General features: G+C 72.1%; 15 protein-coding genes. 3 read left to right on the top strand and 12 right to left on the bottom strand.

Annotation, left to right across the window (positions count from 1 at the left end; genetic code table 11):
* Positions 1 to 22 precede the first annotated feature (22 nt).
* From BUB75_RS27155 to BUB75_RS27100, 12 genes are all read right to left on the bottom strand, one after another.
* Complete coding sequence (locus BUB75_RS27155) at positions 23 to 703, bottom strand: alpha/beta fold hydrolase (protein ID WP_073260680.1); 681 nt, start codon at positions 701 to 703, stop codon at positions 23 to 25.
* A complete protein-coding gene (locus BUB75_RS27150; protein ID WP_073260679.1) occupies positions 700 to 3,168 on the bottom strand; it encodes a 2Fe-2S iron-sulfur cluster-binding protein in 2,469 nt (822 codons plus the stop codon). Before BUB75_RS27150 ends, BUB75_RS27155 begins: the two co-directional genes overlap by 4 nt.
* 2 nt (positions 3,169 to 3,170) lie before the next feature.
* Complete coding sequence (locus BUB75_RS27145) at positions 3,171 to 3,752, bottom strand: class I SAM-dependent methyltransferase (protein ID WP_073260678.1); 582 nt, start codon at positions 3,750 to 3,752, stop codon at positions 3,171 to 3,173.
* Positions 3,753 to 3,755: 3 nt separating this feature from the next.
* Positions 3,756 to 4,034 carry a 2TM domain-containing protein gene (locus BUB75_RS27140; protein WP_073260677.1) on the bottom strand — a complete coding sequence of 93 codons (279 nt, stop codon included), beginning with the start codon at positions 4,032 to 4,034 and terminating at the stop codon, positions 3,756 to 3,758.
* Complete coding sequence (locus BUB75_RS27135; RefSeq protein ID WP_073260676.1) at positions 4,027 to 4,668, bottom strand: TMEM175 family protein; 642 nt, start codon at positions 4,666 to 4,668, stop codon at positions 4,027 to 4,029. The genes BUB75_RS27140 and BUB75_RS27135 overlap by 8 nt, the downstream gene beginning before the upstream one ends.
* A gap of 432 nt (positions 4,669 to 5,100) precedes the next feature.
* On the bottom strand, positions 5,101 to 7,728 hold the full coding sequence (locus BUB75_RS27130) for a glycoside hydrolase family 78 protein (protein ID WP_073260675.1): 2,628 nt from the start codon (positions 7,726 to 7,728) through the stop codon (positions 5,101 to 5,103).
* Positions 7,725 to 10,346, bottom strand: a complete 2,622-nt coding sequence (locus BUB75_RS27125) for a family 78 glycoside hydrolase catalytic domain (protein ID WP_073260674.1) — start codon at positions 10,344 to 10,346, stop codon at positions 7,725 to 7,727. The genes BUB75_RS27130 and BUB75_RS27125 overlap by 4 nt, the downstream gene beginning before the upstream one ends.
* Entirely contained in the window at positions 10,343 to 11,050 is a 708-nt protein-coding gene (locus BUB75_RS27120) for a glycoside hydrolase family 3 protein (RefSeq protein WP_073260673.1), read from the bottom strand. The genes BUB75_RS27125 and BUB75_RS27120 overlap by 4 nt, the downstream gene beginning before the upstream one ends.
* Positions 11,047 to 12,042, bottom strand: a complete 996-nt coding sequence (locus tag BUB75_RS27115) for an ABC transporter ATP-binding protein (protein ID WP_073260672.1) — start codon at positions 12,040 to 12,042, stop codon at positions 11,047 to 11,049. The genes BUB75_RS27120 and BUB75_RS27115 overlap by 4 nt, the downstream gene beginning before the upstream one ends.
* Complete coding sequence (locus BUB75_RS27110) at positions 12,039 to 14,108, bottom strand: dipeptide/oligopeptide/nickel ABC transporter permease/ATP-binding protein (protein ID WP_073260671.1); 2,070 nt, start codon at positions 14,106 to 14,108, stop codon at positions 12,039 to 12,041. Before BUB75_RS27110 ends, BUB75_RS27115 begins: the two co-directional genes overlap by 4 nt.
* Positions 14,105 to 15,046 carry an ABC transporter permease gene (locus tag BUB75_RS27105; RefSeq protein ID WP_073260670.1) on the bottom strand — a complete coding sequence of 314 codons (942 nt, stop codon included), beginning with the start codon at positions 15,044 to 15,046 and terminating at the stop codon, positions 14,105 to 14,107. The genes BUB75_RS27110 and BUB75_RS27105 overlap by 4 nt, the downstream gene beginning before the upstream one ends.
* A gap of 156 nt (positions 15,047 to 15,202) precedes the next feature.
* The gene (locus tag BUB75_RS27100; protein WP_073260669.1) at positions 15,203 to 16,753 is read right to left on the bottom strand and encodes an ABC transporter substrate-binding protein; all 1,551 of its coding nucleotides are present in this window, start codon (positions 16,751 to 16,753) and stop codon (positions 15,203 to 15,205) included.
* Positions 16,754 to 17,040: 287 nt separating this feature from the next.
* Between BUB75_RS27100 and BUB75_RS27095 the strand changes: the two genes are divergently transcribed.
* Genes BUB75_RS27095 through BUB75_RS27085 form a run of 3 tightly spaced genes read left to right on the top strand, consistent with a single transcriptional unit; the run spans position 17,041 to position 20,569 of the window.
* A complete protein-coding gene (locus tag BUB75_RS27095) occupies positions 17,041 to 17,988 on the top strand; it encodes an alpha/beta hydrolase (RefSeq protein WP_073260668.1) in 948 nt (315 codons plus the stop codon).
* Entirely contained in the window at positions 17,985 to 19,406 is a 1,422-nt protein-coding gene (locus tag BUB75_RS27090; protein WP_073260667.1) for a glycoside hydrolase family 43 protein, read from the top strand. The genes BUB75_RS27095 and BUB75_RS27090 overlap by 4 nt, the downstream gene beginning before the upstream one ends.
* Positions 19,403 to 20,569 carry a glycoside hydrolase family 1 protein gene (locus BUB75_RS27085; RefSeq protein WP_073260666.1) on the top strand — a complete coding sequence of 389 codons (1,167 nt, stop codon included), beginning with the start codon at positions 19,403 to 19,405 and terminating at the stop codon, positions 20,567 to 20,569. The genes BUB75_RS27090 and BUB75_RS27085 overlap by 4 nt, the downstream gene beginning before the upstream one ends.

Genomic DNA, 20,569 nt, shown 5'->3' with positions numbered 1-20,569 from the left:
ATCAGCGACATCCTACGCGCGGTCATGCCGTCGCGGTTGCCTCCCTGATCAGCGCCGCGACGCTGGCCGGCTGCGAGACGTAGACGGCGTGGCTGGCGGCCACCTCGGTCACCCGCGCCCCAATGCGGTCGGCCATCGCTCGCTGGCCGGCCGGCGGGATCATCCGGTCGGCGGTGGTGAGCAGGTACCGGCTCGGCTTGGTCCGCCACGCCGCTTCGGTGATCACACCGCCGATCGCGCCCAGCCCCCAGGGCGTCTGCGACGCGGCCAGGAAACGGGCCTCGTCGGCGGGCAGGTCGGCGGCGAACGCCTCGGGGAACTTCTCCCGGTCGAGGAGCAGGAAACCGTCAGCCGGCGGCAAGATCGGCGGCACCGGCGTGCCCGGCTGCGGCTCCGGGATCAGGCTGTTCACGCTCTCCCCCTTGTCCGGCGCGAACGCGGCCACGTAGACCAGCCCGACGACGTTCTCGTGCGTGCCGGCCTCGGTGATCACCGCCCCGCCGTAGGAGTGCCCGACGAGAATCGTCGGGCCGGTCTGCTGGTCGAGCACCCGCCGGACGGCGGCCGCGTCGTCGGCCAGGGTGACGGTCGGGTTCTGGGCGACGCTCACCGCGAAGCCGTCGGCAATGAGCAGATCGTGGACGGCTCGCCAGCCGGACCCGTCGACCCAGGCTCCGTGGACGAGAACAACGTTGCTGATCATGACCTTCCAATCCGGACGTCTTCGGTGGGTAGGGTCTGGCAGGCCAGACGCCAGCCGGCGTCCAGCTCGTCGGTGGAGAACATGCCGCGGGTGTCGGTCTCGCAGTGACCGGAGAGCACCCGCACCCGGCACGTACCGCAGGCGCCCTCGCCGCAGGACTGCGAGAACGGGACGTGCGCGGCGTTCGCGACGCCGAGGATCGTCTCCCCCGGCCGGCACGGGAACGCGCCGTCGCCGTCGGTGATCGTGAACTCCGCGACGGTCGCGGCGAGCTCGATCGCGTGTGCCCGCTCCCGCCGCGTCTGGGTGCTGTGCCCGGACACGAACGCCTCGGTGCGGATCGCGTCGCGTGGCACGCCGAGCGTCGTCAGCAGGCCCAAGACGTCCTGCATCATCGACGGCGGCCCGCAGAGGTGGACGCGGGAGGCGTCGCGAACATGCGGTTGCAGTGCCCGTCGGTCGATCCGGCCGTGGCCGCCGCCGTAGAGCACGACCTGAACGTCCGGGACGCGGGCCCGCAGGGCCGCGAGGTCGTCCTCGAAGAGGTGCCGCTCCCCGGCGCGGAAGCTGGCCAGCAGCACGATCGGCCCGGAGCCCGCGGCGGCACGCACGACGCTCAGCAGCGGCGTGATCCCGATGCCGCCGGCGATGAGCAGCAGCGTGCCCGGCCCCGGCTCGTAGGTGAACTCGCCGAGCGGGCCGGTCACCCGCAGCGCCTGCCCGGTCTCCACCTCCTCGTGCAGGAACGTCGAGCCGAGCCCCTGGGGTTCGTGTTTGACCGCGATCTCGACGAAACTCCGCTCGGCGGGGTCGCTGCAGATCGAGTAGGAGCGCTCGATCGGCTCGACCGCGACCGGCAGCCCGACCGTGACGTACTGTCCTGCGGTGAACGAGAACGGCAGCGTGTCGCCGTCGAGGGGTGCGAGGCGGATCCGCCGGACGGTGGGCGTCAGCGACTCGATCCGGCTGACCCGTAGGTAGCCGCTCCACGGTGTGGACGCTGGTTGCGGGGCGCGGATCGCCTGCCACATGGCCTGCACCTGGCGGGGCTTGAGCACCGCGTTGGCGGCCATGAAACCGCCCGCCGCGGCGGCGAGCACACCGGCGTTCCAGGCGTCCTGACCGGCCACGACCACACCCTTGACCGGCGTGCGGCACCCGGCGACGTCGGAACGGAGACGTTGCGGAGTCGCGGACAGGCCGTAGAAGGCGCCGCGCGCGCTCCGCTGGTACGTCTCGAACGTGAGCGGCGTGGCGAGCTCGGTGAACGCGACGTTGTCCGCGAAGCCGCGCCAGTGCTCGTCCAGGCGCCGGACGATCCGGTCGATCGTCGCGTCCTTGAACGCGCGGTACTCCTCCGGGCGATCGGCGCCGCGCCAGGCGTCGAAATGGCTCGGATCGACGAGTTGCAGGACCTCGACGGTGTGGAACCGCGCTGCGGGGTCGTTGAGCGAAGCGAACGAGACGTAGAGCGAGTCGTCCTCGACGAACCAGTGGTTCTCGCCGCGGATGCCGAACGCGGCCGGTGACTTCGTCAGACCGGCGAACAGCATGAGCGTCGACATCTCCGCGGGCAGCTCGGGAAGCTCCCGCCCGAGCAGGGCGTACGTGTTGCGGACGCCCACTCCGGAGACGACGGTCGGGGCGCGCACCTCGTAGCGCTGACCGGTGGCCCGGTCCTCGACCTCGACGCCGGCGGCCCGGCCACGCTCGACCAGGATCCGGTGAACCTGCTGGCGCGGGCGGAGCAGCACACCGCGGCGTTCCAGGCTCTCCAGGATCAGACCGCTGATCGCTTTCGGGCCGCCGACGGGATGGGTGCCGCCGTCGGAGTAGTACGTCAGTGGAATGCTCGCGTGGTAGCCGAACGCGGCAGCCTCGGGCGGTGTGCCGTAGAGCTGCCAGCGCGCCGCCAGCACCGCACGCAGCCGCGGGTCGCGGAAGTGGCGGGCGAGCTGGTCGTGCAGCGTCCGGTACGTCGCGGGGTAGAGCCGTTCGACGATCGGGAAGCCGAGCCGGCGGACGACCGCGGGGAACGAGGAGAGGACGTTGCGCGCCGCCAGCCCGGTGCGCGCCGGGCCGACCGTGGCGAAGAACCGGTCGACGGCGTCAGCCTCGTCGGGAAACTGTTCCTTGAGCCGCGCCCGGAAGCGGTCTCCGGACGCCGGGATCGGGAACTCTTCGCCTCCGGCGAGGTGCAGCACCTCGAATTCGTCCGGCAGCGGCGCGAACTGGGCCTTTCCGTCGGTCAGGAAGTCGAGGAACGGTGCGGAGCCCGCGCCCAGGTAGTGCATCCCGGTCGGGAACTCGTAGCGTCCGTCGCGGGAGAACTCGTGGGTCATGCCGCCGAGCGTGTAGTGCTGTTCGAGGACGAGCACCCGGGCGTGGCCGAACTGTGCGAGCGCGCGGGCCGCCGCCAGCCCGCCGATGCCCGACCCGATGACGACGGCGTCGAACTGCTCCATGGTCAACCTCGCTCGTTCGGGCGACGGCAGTGGTAGACCAGCGCCGGCGGAAGGTTGGCCCACACCGTCCGGCCGACGACCACCTCGTCGAAGTGGACGTGCAGCGAATCGAGCAGCCGCCGCGCCGGGCCTGCCCAGCGGGCGTGCACGTACGCGAAGGTCGTGAACACCCCGTGCGGCGGAAGCGCCGCCACCACCCCGGACAGCACGGCCAGCTGCCTGCCGGTGCTGAACGCGGCCCACGGCAGTCCACTCACGATGACGTCGGCGGTGTCGAGCCCTCGGTCGGTCAGCACCGTGCCGAGGTCGGCCGCGTCGACGTTGGCCACGTCGACGCCCGGGTGGAGGCCTCGCAGCCGCTCGGCGAACCGCTGGTTGAGCTCGACCGCGATGTGCCGGCCGCGCCCCGCCAGCCGCTGCTGGATCGCGCCGGTGAACGAGCCGTTGCCGGGGCCGAGCTCGACGACGACCGGCGCACCGGTGCGCGGCACCACCGTGGTCGCGACCCTGGCCAGCGCCGAGCTGCTCGGCGCGACGGCACCGACCAGCAGGGGAGCGCGCACGAACTCCAGGAGGAACGACACGCGTCAGTCCGGCGTCGGCCGACGGTGGTGCAGCCGGCTCATCTCGCGCTCGACGCGTGCGTCGTCGAGCTCGGACGGGTTGTAGACGGCCCAGGCGTGGAACGCCAGCCCGACGGCCCACGGCAGCAGTCCGGTCAGCGGCCAGAAGAAGATCGTCCGGAGCCAGATCAGCCACACCACGATCAAGATCAGGGTCACCAGCACGAACCACAGCGCGTGCACCTGCAGACCGCGCTTCCTGCGCACTTGCTGGACGGCCCGCGCCCGGAGCGGATCAGTCATCACTCGACCTCCGAAGGAGAAGATGCGCGGCGAACCAGACCGCGAAGGTTCCGAACCAGGCGACCTGGATCCAGGGCGCCCACCACACGAGCAGGAGCGTCAGCAGCCAGTACGCAGTCGCGATCCGAATGATCACGACGTTGCGGCGGATCCGGGCGCGGTCCACGTGCGGACGCAGCGCGCCGGCGTCGTACGCCAGTTGCTCCAGCACCGCGCGGCAGACCAGCAGCGCCCCGACCGCGATCCCGTAGAACGCCGCCGCCACCGGATTGCCGGGGAAGTGCCCGACGATCGTGGTGGGATAGGGCAGGAACGCCGCCAGCAGCAACAGCGGGAAATGCCAGGCGACGACGCCCGGCGAGACGCGGTCGACGCTGTCGAGCAGTTCGTGGCTTCGTCGCCACACGAGCCAGAGGAGCAGGAACGCGAGCAGGCAGGAGTAGAACGAACCGGCTTGCGCGCCCAGGAAGCGGGCGAGGTTCGCGGCCCCGTCCATGTGGTCGAATTCGGTGCCTTCCGGCCGGGGGATCTCGATGACCAGCAGCGTCATCGCGATCGCGAAGACCGCGTCCGTGAAGAACGCGATGCGCTCGGGGGTTCGGCCCGGCTGCGGGGAGTCACCATGTTCCTGCACGGCTCGGATCAGATCGCATGCGGCTGGAATTCCACTGGAACGCGGATTTCAGAACCCTTTCAGTCGCTGCACGCTTTCCAGGCCCGCACCGAGTTCCGCAGTTCGCACACCACCTCGCCGTCCGAGCGCGCTCCCCTTTGACGAAGCTGTCGGCGTTCCTCCCGAGGGCGACATCGATGCGACGGAATGCACTCTCCTCGGCTTGACCGAGCATGAGCGCGCGTCGGCTGCTTCCGCGCCGCCGCGCCGAGGTAGCAGAGCACGGCGACCGCGATCGTCTCGGTGTCGGGTCCGAGCGCCACCTGCACGGCGACGGCGGTCGGGCCGAGCGCGGTCGGCCAGCGGTGCCGGAGGTCGGTCCGACGAGTGGGCGCCGCAGTGGTTGTCGTGTCCACGGACGGCAGTCAAGCCGACTGCGGCTTCACACTAGCTTCAGTCCTCCGGCTGCCAGAACGGCTGGGGTTTCTCCACCGGCTCGGGCGCAACCACGGTTCGCGTGAACGTGTGCCGCCCGGAGCCGACGTCGAACGGCGCGCTGCCGTCGGGCAGGACCACCTCGGCGGTGGTGTTCGGCGGGACGGTGAGTTCCAGCGTGAACGTGGTGCCGTCGAGCGTCCAGGAGACGGTAGCCGGACCGTACGGCGTCTCGTGGGTGGCGGCGGCGGACGTGATGCCCGGGCCGGGGCGTGGTGCGATACGCAACCGCTGGTAGCCGGGGGCCGCCGGGGCGAGGCCGGCCACCGACCGGTGCAGCCAGTCTGCCACCGCACCGTACGCGTAATGGTTGAACGACGTCATCGTGCCCGGGTTGATCGAGCCGTCGGGAAGCATTGAATCCCAGCGTTCCCAGATCGTCGTCGCGCCCATCGTCACCGGGTACAGCCACGACGGATTTTCCCGCTGCAGCAGCAGCTCGTACGCCGACGCGACCGCGCCCGCGTTGGTCAGCGCGTCGGTGATCAGCGGCGTGCCGAGGAAACCGGTGCCGATGTGCCAGCCGTCGGCGGCCACCTGGGACGCCAGCAGTTGGCCCGCGTACTCGCGCTGCGCCGGAGGGAGCAGCCCGAATTCCAGCGCCAGCGCGTACGCGGTCTGCGACGGGTAGGCCACCCGGCCGGTCGGCGTCACGTACTCGGCGCGGAATCGCTCGGCGGCGCGTTCGGCGAGGTCGGCGAACCGGCTTCCGTCGTACCCCAGCACCGCGGCCGCGAAGGCGACGAGACGCGCTGACCTTGACAGATAGGCAGTGGCCACGCACTGCCAGGGTGCTCGCGCCGCGCCGGGGCGGTCCGGCGGTGCGATCGGGTCGAGCCAGTCGCCGAACGAGCAACCGCCGTCGGGGAAGTCGAGGTTCGCACCGGCGCGGCCCTCGAACGCGTCGATCCACGCGACCATCGACGGCCACTGGTCGGCCAGCACGCCCGCATCACCGAACCGCTGGTAGAGCGTCCACGGGACGACGACCGCGGCGTCGCCCCAGCCGACCTCGGCCTGCGCGGGCAACGGGATGAGGTCCAGGAACGGGACGAAGTTCGGCACGATGCCGCCGTGGTCGCGCAGTTGCTCGGCGGCGAGGTCGGCCAGCCAGGAGCGCAGCATGCCCGCGGTGTCGTAGAGGAACGACGCGGTCGGCGCGAACACCTGCAGGTCGCCGGTCCAACCGAGCCGCTCGTCGCGCTGCGGGCAGTCGGTGGGAACGTCGAGGAAGTTGCCGCGCATCCCCCACCGGACGTTCTCGTGCAGCCGCGTGACGTCGTCGTCGGAGCAGGTGAACGTGCCGGTCGGGCGCAGGTCGGTGTGCAGGACGACCGCCGCGAGGGCCGCCACCGTCAGGTCCCCGGGCCAGCCGGTCACCTCGGCGTACCGGAAGCCGTGGAACGTGAACCGCGGCTCCCACGTGCGCGGGCCGTTCCCGTCCAGGACGACGACGTCGGTCTGCGCCGCGGTGCGCAGCGGCCGGGTGCCCAGTTCGCCGTCCTCGAGCACCTCGGCGTGCCGCACGGTGATCTCGGTGCCGGCCGGCGCGGACGGCAGGTTGAGCCGGAGCCGGCCGACCAGGTTCTGTCCGAAGTCGACGAGCACTCTGCCGGACGGGGAGCGGAAGACCTCGCGCGCGGGGACGACCTCGGTACGGCGCACCGGCGGGCCGGTCGGCGCGACCAGCGTGCTCGTCTCGAGCGTGCCGAGGTCGACCGGTGTCCACCCGGAGTCCGAAGCGCCCGGCGACGACCAGCCGGGCACCTCGCGGCGGGCGTCGAACGTCTCGCCGCCGTAGAGACCGGCACGGGTCGTCGGCGCCGGTGCCGACCGCCAGGACTCGTCGGTGGTCACGACCGTCCGGCCACCGTCCGGGTGCACGACCTCCAGCTGCGCGAACAGGCCGGTGCGGTCGCCGTAGTACGCGCGGCCACCGGTGAAGCCGAGCCGTCCCCGGTACCAGCCGTCGGCCAGCTGCGCACCGACCACGTTGACGCCCGAGACGACCAGCCCGGTGACGTCGTACGTCTGGTAACGCAGCCGATGACGGTAACTCGTCCAGCCCGGCGCGAGGACGTCGTCCGAAATTGCCGTGCCGTTGATCTGGGCGTCGTAGACGCCGTGGGCGGTCACGTACAACCGGGCCCGCACCACCGGGCGGTCCAGCGTGAACTCGCGCCGGAGCAGCAGCACCGGCTCCTCGCGGTCGGGAGGCAGGACCGGCTGCACCAGCCGCGCGGACCAGTCCGACGCGGAGAGCAGCCCGGCCTCCACGACCGTCTCGTCGCTCCAGGCGGACGGCTCGGCGGCACCGACGCCCCACACCCGCACCCGGACGGTCCGGCGCTCGCGGCTGGTCAGCGGGGACGCGCCCCAGGCCACGAGCACGGACTCCGACGAGACGACCCGCCCGGACGCCCAAACCGGCCCCTCTTCGGGTGCGATCTCCAGCTCGTGGGCCGCTTGCCGCCACGAGGGCAGCTCGGTCCGGACCACCCAGGACAGCCGCGGGGCCGCCTCACCGATGCCGAGCGGCTCGCGGTGGTGCTCGATCGTCACCGGCGCTACCGACACGTCGCTCATCGTGCGACCTTCCACTCGTGGGAACCCGGGCCGGCGTCGTGCCGGGTGCCGTCCGGCAGGACGACCTCGGCGGTCGTACCGGCGGGCACCGTCACCCGCAGTGCGAACACGTCACCGTCGATGCGCCAGTCCGACGAGATCCGGCCGTACGGCGACTCGTGCGCGGCCTCGGCCGAGGTCAGCCCGCCACCGGGGCGCGGACGCACGCGGAACCGCCGGTACGCCGGTTCCACCGGCTCCAAACCGGCGACGTAGTGGTGCAGGAACGAGATCACCGCGCCCTTGGAGTAGTGGTTGAGCGACTCGTGGGGGACGCCGTCCGCGTCGACGCCGTGCCACTGCTCCCAGACGGTGGTCGCGCCGCGATCGATCATCACCAGCCACGAGGGCTCGGTGTCGGTGAACAGGAGCTCGTAGGCGACGTCGAGGTGCCCGGCGTCGGCCAGCACCGGAAGCAGGTACGGCGTGGCCAGAAAGCCGGTCCCGAGGTGGGTGTCGGCCTTCCGGATCAGCTCGACCAGCCGCGTGGCCACCGCCGGCCGACGATGCGCCGGGACCAGTCCGAACGCGAGCGCCCGCACGTGGTCGGCCTGGGTGTCGGGCACCAGCCGGCCGTCGGCGTCGAGGTACTCGGTGCACCAGGCGTCGCGTACGGCCGCGGCGAGCGTCGTGTACCTCGTGGGGTCGTGGCCCAGCAGCGCGGCGATCCGCGCCATCAGCTCGGCGCTGTGGGCGAAGTACGCGGTCGCGACCTCGCCCTTGTCCGCGGCGACGAACGCCGGGAAGTCACCGACGTCCTCGCCGGGCACCAGCCACTCGCCCCAGTGGAAGCCGGTGTCCCAGAGGTACCGCTCGTGGGGGCGGGCCGGGCGGTCGGCCCGCGACGGGTGGCGCTGCTCGCGGGCCATCCGCTCGGCGCGCTCCAGCCAGCGGACCATCGTCGGCCAGAGTTCCTCCAGGATCCGCACGTCGCCGTACGCGCGGTACAACTCCCAGGGAACGATGACCGCCGCGTCGCCCCACCCGGCGGAACCGTTGAGCATCGCGATCGGGCCCTGACGGCCCTCGTGCCGCGGGCTCGGGCTGACGTTCGCGATCGTGCCGTCCGGCCACTGGTCGGCCGCGACGTCCCGCAGCCACTTCGTGGAGAAACCCGCGACGTCGTAGAGGAACGCGGCGGTGGGCACGAACAGCTGCCAGTCGCCGGTCCAGCCGTGGCGCTCCCGGTGCGGGCAGTCGGTGGGGATGTCGCAGGCGTTGTCCCGGAAGCTCCACACCGCTGCGTCGTGGAAGCGGTTGAGCCGGTCGTCGCTGCTGGTGAACCACCCGGTGCGACGCAGGTCGGTGTGGACGACGACGCCACGCACGTCGTCGGGGCTCAGCGGGCCGGGGTGACCGTCGATCCGCACGTACCGGAAGCCGTGGGTGGTCCGGCGCGGCTCGAAGACGTCGCCGGGGACACCGGCGGAGACCACCACGTCGACCTGGCCCGCCGGGAGCGGGTGCGGCAGGAACGGCACCGCCGGACGCAGGTTCTCCACCGTGAGGTCGCCGTCCGGGCCGAGCCATTCGCCGTGCGTCAGCGTGAGCCGGGTGCCCGCCGGACCCAGGTTCGTCAGGCGCACCCAGCCGTTGATGTTCTGCCCGAGGTCGACCAGGTGGGCACCGTCCGCGAGCCGCACCACCGCACGGGGCCGGATCTCCTCGACCCGCCGCACCGGCGGCGCCGGCGAGTCGACCAGCCCGGAATACCCGTGGTCCACGACGACCGCGGCGTCCCACCCGGTGTCGTCGAAGCCGGCACTCGACCAGCCGCGGGGCAGCCGGGAGAGGTCCCAGTGCTCACCCTCGATCAGGTCGGCGGCGACGACGTGCCCGAGCCCGCTGCGCCAGCCTGGCCCGGTGCCGACGACCGTGACGCCGCCGTCGGCGTGGACGAGGTGCAGCTGGGCCAGCAGCGCCAGCCGGTTCCCCCACTGCTCGTCCGCGCGAGTGATGCCGACCTGCCCGCGGAACCACCCGTCGGCGAGCAGCACGCCGAGCGTGTTGCGGCCCGTGCGCACCGATCCGGTGACGTCGTGGGTCTGCACCTGCAGCCGGACGTCGTACTGGGTGTAACCGGGGGTCAGCTCGGCGTCCCCGACCCGCTCGGCGTTGAGGAACGCCTCGTAGAGGCCCTGCGCGGTCGCGTACAGCCGGGCCGTGACGACCGGCCGCTGGACGTCGAACTCGAATCGCAGCAGCGCCGCGGGGCGGTAGCCCTTCTCCCCCACCGGCATCGTGCCGGGTTCCACCCAGGACGCGCGCCAGTCCTCGGCGGCCAGCAGACCGGTCTCGAACCAGGCCGGTTCCGAGACCGGGCTCTCGCCCAGGTCGGTACGCACCTGCACGCGCCAGACGACGCGCTGGGACGATCCGAGCACCGGGCCGGTATAGGGCACGAGCAGGTTCTGCCCGCTCTCCTGCCAGCCGGTGTCGCCGCCGTTGTCGGTCGTGATCCGGTAGGCGCGCTGCTCGCGGGCGCCGTCGGGAAGCCGCCAGGACAGCCGCGGTGCGGTGGTGACGATTCCGAGCGCGCTGTCCAGATGCTCGGTCCGCAGACCCGTGGGCGGCGTCACGCGAGGGTTCCTTCCGGGGTGATCGGCACGGTGGCCGAGACGTGGACGGCGCCGGCGGACGGGCCGGTGGCGAGCGTGAGCGGGCCGTCGAAGCCCCACTCGCCCTTCAGCGGCTCGGCGAGCAGGTCGTTCTCGGTCATCGGTGCGCCGTTGACGCCGTTGTACGCGGCCATGATCATCCACGGCCTGGCGTCGGCGACCACCGCCTCGAACGGCGCCAGGTACAGCTCGCGCAGCGTGCGCTCGTCGACCTGGTTGTCCACCGTGGTCCGGTCGGTCTCCGCGTCGTTCGCGATGTAGTGCTTCGGGCACGCGCCCACGCCGTTCTCCTGCACGCCCCGCACGTACGCGGTGGCCAGGCGACCGGACAGCAGCGGGTCCTCGCTGAAACACTCGAAGTGCCTGCCGCCGCGCGGCGAGCGGTGCAGGTTGATCGTCGGTCCGAGCACGACGTCGACGCCCTTGCGCACGGCCTCGCCCGCGAGCACACCGCCGATCCGGTGCAGCAGGTCCTCGTCCCAGGACGCCGCCATCGCGGAGCCGGTGGGCAGCACCGCGGCCGGGTCAAGTTCGGTGTCGGTGCCGCCGCGCACGCCGACCGGCCCGTCGGAGAGCGTCATCGCCCGCAGCCCGATCTCGGGAACCGGCTGGGTCGTCCACACGCCCTCGCCGGACAGCAACCGGATCGACGTCTCCAGGTTCATCGCAGGGTCTCCACGCGCCCGGCGTGGTGACACGCCGTGTGGCTGTCCCCCACCAACCGCAACGGCGGACGCTCCACGCTGCACACCGCGGTCGCCAGCGGGCAGCGCGGCACGAACGGGCACCCGGTCGGCGAGGGCTGCGCCGCACCGGCGGTGCCGAACCCGTGGGCCTCGCGAGCGGTACGGCGGGCGGCCTGCTCGGCCGGCCGCGGCACCGGGGCCGCAGCGGTCAGGGCGACCGTGTACGGGTGCTGCGGGGCCTGGGTGACGGACTCGACCGCCCCGGTCTCCATCACCTGCCCGCGGTAGAGGACGACGACGCGCTGGGCGAGGAATCGCACGACGCCGAGGTCGTGGGCGACGAACAGGAACGCCAGCCCGTGCTCGTCACGCAGATCCGCGAGCAAGTTGAGCACCTGCGCCTGGGTGGACAGGTCGAGCGCCGACACCGGCTCGTCGAGGACCAGCACCTTGGGGTCGCAGACCAGCGCGCGGGCGATCGCGACCCGCTGCCGCTGGCCGCCGGAGAACTGCGACGGGTACCGGTTGACGGCGTCGCCGGGCAGTCCGACGGACTCCACCGCGGCCCGGGCGCGGGCGAACGCCTCCGGGCCGCGGACGCCGAGCAGCCGCAGCGGCTCGACCAGCGTCTGGCCGATCGTTCGCGCCGGGTTCAGCGAGGAGTACGGATCCTGGAACACGACCCGCAGGTCCGCAGCGAACCGGCTGCGGCGCTTGAGCGACATCGCGGTGATGTCCTCGCCGTGTAACCGCACGGTCCCGGCCGCCGGTGGGTGCAGCCCCAGCACGGCCTTGCCGATCGTCGACTTGCCGGACCCGGACTCGCCGACCAGGCCGAGCGTCTCGCCGGGCGCGATCGCGAAGCTGACGCCGTCGACGGCGGGCGGTGCGTTGCGGGCTTTCCGTCCCGAGCCGTACCGGACGACGAGGTCGCTGATCTCCAGCGCCGGGGCGGTGGTGAGCGTGGTCATCGGGCCGCTCCTGCGGTGGGGGTGGTCTCGACGTCGAGCGCGGTTTGTGCGCCGACCTCCTCGGCGTCCCAGGTGGCGTGGGTGCGGGTGAGTTCGTCGAACCGGACGCACAACACGGAGCCGGTCTCGTGCGCGGAGCGCGCCGGGAACGGCTCGCCGCAGGCGGCCGCCGCGAACCGGCAGCGGGACGCGAAGCGGCAGCCGGTCGGCCACTGCCCGGGCGGTGGCACGGTTCCGGGGATCGACGCCAGCCGCAGCGGGACCGGTTCCCCTTCGGGCACGTGCGGGTTCGCCCCGAGCAGCGCCATCGTGTACGGGTGCGCCGGTGCGTCGAGCACGGATGCGGCGGTGCCGGACTCGACGACGGCGCCCGCGTACATCACCGCGACGTCGTCGCAGAGGTCGGCGACCACACCGAGGTCGTGGCTGACCAGGACGACCGAGAGGCCGGTGTCGCGGACCAGCGCGCGGAGCAGCGAGAGGATCTCCGCCTGCACGGTGACGTCGAGGGCGGTGGTGGGTTCGTCGGCGATCAGGAGCTTCGGTTCGCCGGTCAGCGCCAGCGCGATGCAGACGCGCTGCGCCATGCCGCCGGAGAGCTGGTGCGGGTAGCTCTTCAGCACCCGGTCGGCGTCGACGATGCCGACCTGGCCGAGCAGCGAGCGCGCGATCCGGCGGGCCTCGGCGCGGCCGACGCTGCGGAACCGGCGGATCGGCTGGGTGAGCTGGTAAGCGACCGAGAACATCGGGTCCAGCGCCACCATCGGCTCCTGCGAGATCAGCGCGATCTCGCGGCCCCGGACGGCACGGAAATCGGTGAGCTCGCGGCCCTGCCAGCGGATCGAGCCGCCGGTCACCGCGACGCCGTCCGGCAGCAACCCGAGCAGCGAGCGGGCGGTCATCGTCTTACCGCAGCCGGACTCGCCGACGAGGCCGAGGACGGTGCCCGGTCGCAGCGCGAACGACACGCCGCTGACCAGCGTCGGCCCGTCGTCCACACCGACGGAGAGGTTCCGCACCTCCAGAACCACCCCCGGATCCGCGCCCGCGCCCGCTCTCCCGCTGGCGGCCTCCGTCGCCGCACCCACCGAGGCCGCGCCCGCGGAGGCCGTCGGCGCGAGGGCCGCGCCCGCCGTCGGGCCGTTGGGTGAGGCGATCCGGCCTGCGCGGGCCCGGCGGCGCCGCCGCGTGGGCTCCGGGCGGGCCGGGGCCGCGAGTGCGTCCGCGAGCTCGTTCGCGGCCACCACCGTCAGCGCGAGCACCGTCCCGGTCGGCACCATCAGCCACGGGTGGTCGAACAGGTGCTTGGACGCGTCCTGGATCATGAAGCCCCAGCTGGGCTCCGGCTCGGCCGGTCCGAAGCCGAGGAACGCCAGGCCCGCGTTGATCAGCAGGCCGATCCCGAACAGCTGCGCGGCCTGCACCGCGACGACCGTCGCCATCGACGGCAGCACGTGCAGCAGGTTCACCCGCAGCGAGCCCAGGCCGTTGACCCGGGCGGCGTCCACGTAGAGCCGCTGCCGCACCGACTGGGCGACGCCGAGCAGCACGCGGTAGACCGCCGCCGAGATCAGCACGCCGAGGATCGCCATCACGATGTAGAGCCGGTTGCCGATCACGCCGATCACCGCGAGCAGCAGGATGATCAGCGGCAGCGCCATCAGCACCTCGGTGAGGCGGCTGATCACGCGCTCGGTCAGCCGGCCGCGCTCGGCGGCGACCAGCGCCAGCGGCAGGCCGATGCCGAACGCGACGACGAGCATGAGCGCGGAGGACAGCAGCGGCAGCGCGCCGGCGGTGAAGATCCGGCTGAGGATGTCGCGTCCGAGCGGATCGGTGCCCAGCCAGTGCGCCGCCGACGGCAGCGCGAGACGGTCGGCCAGGTCCTGCTCGTCCACCGCGTAGGGGCGCCAGAGCGGGGCGGTGAGCGACGCGACGAGCACGAACACCAGCCAGGTGGCGCCGAAGATCGCACCCGGACGGCGCAGGCGGCTTCGCCGGCCCGAGCCGGCGGCGGTGGCGTCGGCGGAAGCGGCGGCGGCCGCGTCGAGGGGCAGGACGCTCATGCGGTACGCACCTTCGGGTCCAGCGCCGCGACCACCAGGTCGAGCAGCAGGTTGACGAGGACGACGACCCCGGTCGCCACCACGACGACGCTGATCAGCGCCGGGATGTCGTGCGACGACGCGGCGGCCTGGCTGGCCTGCCCGAGTCCGGGCAGCGCGAACAGGTTCTCGACGATCACCGAGCCGCCGAACAACGCGATGAACTGGATTCCGAGCACCGAGACGACCGGGACGCTCGTGTACCGCAGCGCGTGCACGTAGCGGATCCGCCACTCCGGCGTGCCCATCGCGCGCAGCGTGCGGATGTGCTCCTGGCCGAGCGCCTCCCGCATGCCGACGCCCGCGGTGCGGGCGATGATCGCGGCGCCGCCGACGGTCAACGTCACGATCGGGATCAGCAGGCTCCGCAGCCACCCGGCCGGGTCGTCGGCGAACGCGACGTAGCCGGTCGCCGGGAGCCAGCCCAGCTGCAGCGACAGCAGGTAGACCAGCAGGATCCCGACCCAGAACACCGGCAGCGAGAGCGCGATGCCCGCACCGGAGTTGATGAACCGGCCCAGCCGCCCGCCGCGAACCGCGGCGGTCACCCCGAGCACGATGCCGACGACGCCGGAGAGCAGCGTGGCGAGCAGCGCGATCGAGCTGGTGATCGGGAGCCGGGCGGTGAGGTCGGCTCGTAAGTCCCGGCCGTCGATCAGCGACGTGCCGAAGTCGAGGCGGATCAGCTGGCCGAGCGTGTCGGCGAACTGGATCCAGAGCGGGCGGTCCCAACCCAGCGCCTGGTTCTGCGCGGCGATCTCGGCGGCGGTGGCGCCCGGGCCGGCCTTGACCGCGCCAGGGCTGCCGTCACCGATGTGGACCAGCAGGAACGTGATCAGGACCGCGGCGAACACGGTGCCGACCGCCAGGGCCAGCCGGCGTGCGACGTAGGCGAGCATCGCGGGGCTCCTCATCCGAAGTAAGCGGGGTCCGAAGTAAGCGGGGTCCGAAGTAAGCGGGGTCCGAAGTAAGCGGGGTCCGAAGTAGGGCGGCGTCCGAAGGCGCGCCGGTGGCCGCGGGTGTGCCGCGGCCACCGGCCGATCGGGAGTGCGGCGTCAGGCCACGGGCTGGAGGCTGGAGAGCACCAGGAAGTTGTTGGTGCCCGCGTAGGCCGGAGCCGCGACCTTGCTCTTGTTGTAGCCGGTGTAGGTGTAATCCTCGTAGATCGGGATGTACCACCCACCGTTGGTGAGCGCGGCGTTGAGCTCCTTCACCGCGGCGTCCTGGTCGGCGCCGGTGGAGCCGAGCGCCTTGCCGAGCGACGCGTCGATCGCGGGGTCCTTCGCCTTCTGCATGTTCATGAACCCGCCGTAGACGACGCCCGCGACGAACCCGGCCGGGTTGCTCCCGACGCTGAACGGGCCGAAGCCGAGCGGCTCGGTGTTCGTCGCGGCGAAGATCTGGTCGGTCGACGTGGCGCTCTTGATCTTCATCGTCACGCCGATCTCCGACCACTGCTTCTGGACCGCGAGCATGTCCTCGGTCGGCTGGCCGCCGATCGTGATCTGGAACTCGAACCCCTGCGGGTAACCGGCCTTCGCGAGCAGCTGCTTCGCGGCAGCCTGGTCGTAGGAGTACGTCTGGTTGAGGGCGGCGTCGAACCCGGCGCCGTCCGACGGGAAGAGCTGCTTGGTGCCCTTGGAGCCCTGGTGCAGCGTCTTCACGATCGTGGCGTCGTCGATCGCCCGCAGCAGCGCGAGCCGGGTCTCCGGCTTCGCGAACGCCGGGTGGGCCTTGCCGAGCTTGTCGAAGACCGGGAACCCGACGATCGTGCCGCCGACCTTGACCGTCGAGGCCTTGCTGGTGACCAGCTCGACCACGCTCGGGTCGAGGATCGTGGCCACGTCCGCCTGGCCGGAGATCACCGCGTTCGCCAGCGACTGCGCGTCGAGGATCACCTTGAAGACGATGTGGTCGAACGACCACTTGTCGCCGTCCCGGGCGTCGGACTTCTTGTCGAGCGTGTACGTGCTCGCCTTGGTCGTCTTGCCGGAGTTGAGCGTGAACGGACCGGAGCCGTCCGGCGTCGTCTGCAGCGAGTCGGGCTTCGCGATGCCGTCCGGCCCGACGATGGTTCCGGCCGTGTCGGCCAGGTTGGTCTCCGGGGTCGCCTGCGGCGCCTTCCAGGTGACGACGACGGTCTTCGGGTCGGGCGCGGCGACATCGGTGATCTCGCTGGCACCGCCGGGTGCGACCGAGCCGTACGCGACGAGGTCCTTGTCGCTCCGGCGGTCGAGGTTGGCCTTGACGACGGTCGAATCGAGCTTCTTGCCGTCGGTGAACGTGACGTCGTCGCGGAGCGTCAGCGTCGTCGTGAGGTTGTCTTTGCTGTTGGAGAACTCGGTGACGAGTTCGGGCTGGGCCTTGCCGTCCTTGTCGGTGACGAACAGCGCGTCGTACATCGCGCTGAAGAACGTGAACTGGCCCTGGGCGTAGAGCAGTGGGTCGTAGCCGGTCGGCGCGGCGTCGGCGTTGAGCGCGACGGTCACGGTGTCGGTGGCGCTCTGGCTGCTGCTCCCGCCGCCGCCACCGTTGCAGGCGGCGAGCGAACCGAGGGCGAGCACGGTGGCCGCGGCCACCCCGAACTGAGCCTTGAATCGTTTCATATCGCTCCGGGCTCCTTCGCCTGAAACGGAGGGGGTATGAAGGCCGCCGAGAACGTCGGCCAGCTTGGGCGCCAACGATGCGATGCCGCTCACAGGGGTGTCCCGGAGGTTGCCGCTCAATGAAATACAAATTGTGGTCCGGGCCTCATTAGTGACCCCCCGATGTCGCCGGTGTGACGGGCGTGTTCCGAGTTGTTCTGCCGCTCAATGGCACGCCCACTGGAACGGGGATCGCCCAGCCGTGACCATCGCCGCACGCCGGTGACCGGCGCCACAGGAGGTACTCCATGCCGATTCACCCGCAGATCGCGGCGAAGCTCCCCCTGCTCGACGGCATCTCCTCGATGGAGGCCGCGATGGCCGATCCGGCGCAGCGCGCGCTGCTGGACGAGTTCATGCTGATCACCGGCGCACCGGAGCCACCGCAGGTGCTCACCCGCGACGCGACGGCTCCCGGCCCGCACGGCCCGGTTCCGGTCCGCATCTACGAACCGTCCGAGCCCGGCGCGGACCGGCCCGCGCTGGTCTGGATGCACGGCGGCGCGTTTGTCGGCGGTGACCTGGACATGCCCGAGGCCGACTGGACCGCCCGGCAGATCTGCGCCCGCGCCGGTGCGGTCGTCGTGAGCGTCGACTACCGGCTCTGTCACGGCGGCGTCCACTATCCGGTGCCGCACGACGACGTCGTCGCCGCGTTCCGCTGGGTCCGCTCACAGGCCTCGGAACTCGGCATCGACCCCGGGCGCCTCTCGATCGGGGGCGCCAGCGCCGGCGGCAACCTGGCGATCGGCGCGGCGCTGAAGCTTCGCGACGCCGACGACCACCCTCCGGCGGCGCTGCTCGCGATCTACGCCGTGGCGCACACCGTCCTGCCCCCGGCGTCGGCGTCGCTGGCCGCCAAACTGGCCGACGTCCCCACCGTCCTGCACTTCCCCCCGGCCCAGCACCGCTGGTTCAACGAGAACTACCTCGGCGGTCCGCTCAGCACGGCCGACGGGTACGCGTTCGGCGCGCACGCGGACCTCGAAGGACTGTGCCCGACGCTGGTGATCAACGCCGAGTACGACGACCTGCGGCCGTCCGGTGAGGACTTCGCCGCCCGGTGCGCGCAGGCGGGCGTCGACGTCCGGCAGGTCACCGCGGTCGGCATGCTGCACGGGTTCCTCAACAGCCGCCCCGACCTGGAGCCGGTCGAGAACGCGCTGAACCTGATGGCCGGCGTCGTGGCCGCATGATCCCCGGGTTCCACCCGGATCCGAGCGTCGTGCTCGTCGACGGCGTGTACTACCTGGTCACCTCGACGTTCGAGTACCTGCCCGCACTGCCGATCCACCGCAGCTCCGACCTGGTCACCTGGGAGCAGATCGGCAACGTCGCGACCCGCCCCGAGCAGGTGGCACTCGACCACGTGCCGACGCCCGGCGGCGTCTGGGCGCCGACGATCCGGTACCGCGACGGCGTGTTCTACGTGATCGTCACGGTGTTCCTCGGCGGGCGCGGCTGCGTCGTGTTCACCGCGTCCGATCCCGCCGGGCCGTGGAGCGACGGGACGCCGATCCCGGCCGTGGACGGCATCGACCCGGACCTCGCCTGGGGTGACGACGGCACGGCGTACGTCACGTTCGCCCGGCACCCGGACGCGATCCGGCAGGTGGCCGTCGACCTGGCCACCGGCGCCGCGCTGGAGGAGCCGCGGGCGCTGTGGGCAGGCAGCGGGCTCTACTCCCCCGAGGGCCCGCACCTCTACCGGCGCGGCGCGCACTGGTACCTGCTCGTGGCCGAGGGCGGCACCGACCGCGGCCACGCGGTCTCCGTCGCCCGCGGCCCGTCGCCGGAAGGGCCGTGGGAGAGCTGCCCGGACAACCCGGTGCTCACCGCGTCCGGCAGCGGATCGCCGATCCAGAACATCGGCCACGCCGACCTGGTCGAGGGTCCGCGCGGCTCGTCTCTGCTCGTGCACCTCGGGGTACGGCCGGTCGGCCTGGCGCAGGCGTTCTCACCACTGGGCCGGGAGACGTTCGTGAGCGCCGTCGACTGGGTGGACGGCTGGCCGCGGCCGCGCTTGCCGGTGCTCGACCCGCAACCCGCCGAGTCGTTCGGTTCGCTGGACCTCGAGGACCCGGGGTGGCTGGCCGTCCGCCGGCTGCCGACGTCGGTGGGCTCGGTGACCGGCGGCCGGTTGGTGATCACCGCCGACGGGACGACGCTCGACGACCCGCGCCCGTGGTTCGTGGGGCGTCGTCAGCGGCACCTGCGCGCGACCGTATCCACCCGCGTGGACGCCTCGGGGGGTGTCGGTGGGCTAGCGTGCCGGTTCGCCGAGGACAACTGGTTCGCGCTCGAGGCGTCCGGAGCCACCGTGACCGCCCGGGCGCGCCTCGCCGGCCTCGTCCAGACCTGGAAGACGACGGTGCCCGAAGGCGACGTCGAACTCCGCCTGGAGATGACCCCACCACCGGCGGACTTCTCCGCCGGGGCCGTGGGCGGCGACCGCATCCGGCTGATCGCCGGCGACGTGGTACTCGCCGAGCTGGACGGTCGCTACTGGTCGTTCGAGGTCGCCAAATCCTTCACCGGCCGTGTCGTCGGCCTCTACGCCACCGACGGCACGGTCTCGTTCGCTGACTTCCACTACCGCGGAGGCCCTACATGACCACGTTCCCCGACGCGTTCCTCTGGGGCGCGGCCACCGCCTCGCACCAGGTCGAGGGCGGCAACGTCAACAACCACTACTGGCAGTGGGAGCACGAGGAGCACTCACCGTTCGCCGAGAAGAGCGGCGACGCCGTCGACCACTACCACCGCTGGCCCTCCGATCTCGACCTGCTGGCCGGCGCCGGGCTGAACGCCTACCGGTTCAGCCTCGAGTGGAGCCGGATCGAACCGGAGGAGGGTGAGCTCTCCCGCGCCGCGCTCGACCACTACCGGCGGATGATCGACGGCTGCCGCGACCGCGGGCTCGCCCCGGTCGTGACGCTGTGCCACTTCTCGACGCCGCGGTGGTTCCACAACGACGGCTCGTGGCTGGACCCGAAAGCCGGGGACCGGTTCGCGCGCTTCGCCGAGCTTGCCGCACCGATCCTGGGCGATGCCGCGCACGTGATCACGCTCAACGAGCCGAACCTCGCCGCCGCGCTGCCCGTCCTCGGCGCGATGGCCGCGCGCGGCGAGGAGGTCAAGGGACTGCCGAAGCCCGACCAGGCGTTGACCGATGCGTTCCTCGCCGCGCACCACCGCAGCCTCGAGGTCCTGCGCGGCGCCGGGCTCACCTCGATCGGCCTCGCGCTGGTCGGGCAGGAGTGGATCGCCGAGGACGGCGGCGAGGAGCGCCTGGCCGAGCACCGCGCCGCGTTCGAGGACCAGTTCCTCCACGCCGCCGCCGACGGTGACTTCGTCGGCATGCAGGTCTACAGCTGCGCCCGCATCGGGCCGGACGGACCCGTCGCCCCGCCCGCCGACCTGGTGACCCAGGCCCACATGGAGTACCGGCCGCAGGCGCTCGGCGCGTCGGTCCGCCGGGTGCGCGAGGTCCTACCCGGCACGCCGATCTACATCACCGAGAACGGGATCGCGACCGCCGACGACGCGCAGCGGATCGCGTACACCGAGGGCGCGCTACGCGGCCTCGGTGAGGCGATCGCGGACGGCGCCGACGTGCGCGGCTACTTCCACTGGAGCCTGCTGGACAATTTCGAGTGGTTCTCGGGTTACGCGCCCACGTTCGGCTTGATCGCCGTCGATCGAACGACGTTCATCCGGACGCCGAAGCCGAGCCTGTCGTGGCTCGGCGAGGTCGCCCGCCGCAACGCCGTCTGA

The organism is Cryptosporangium aurantiacum (genome assembly GCF_900143005.1).
Classification (GTDB): Bacteria; Actinomycetota; Actinomycetes; order Mycobacteriales; family Cryptosporangiaceae; genus Cryptosporangium; species Cryptosporangium aurantiacum.
The sequence above is the reverse complement of the archived record's forward strand: the minus strand, read 5'-3'. Positions and strand labels throughout refer to the sequence as shown.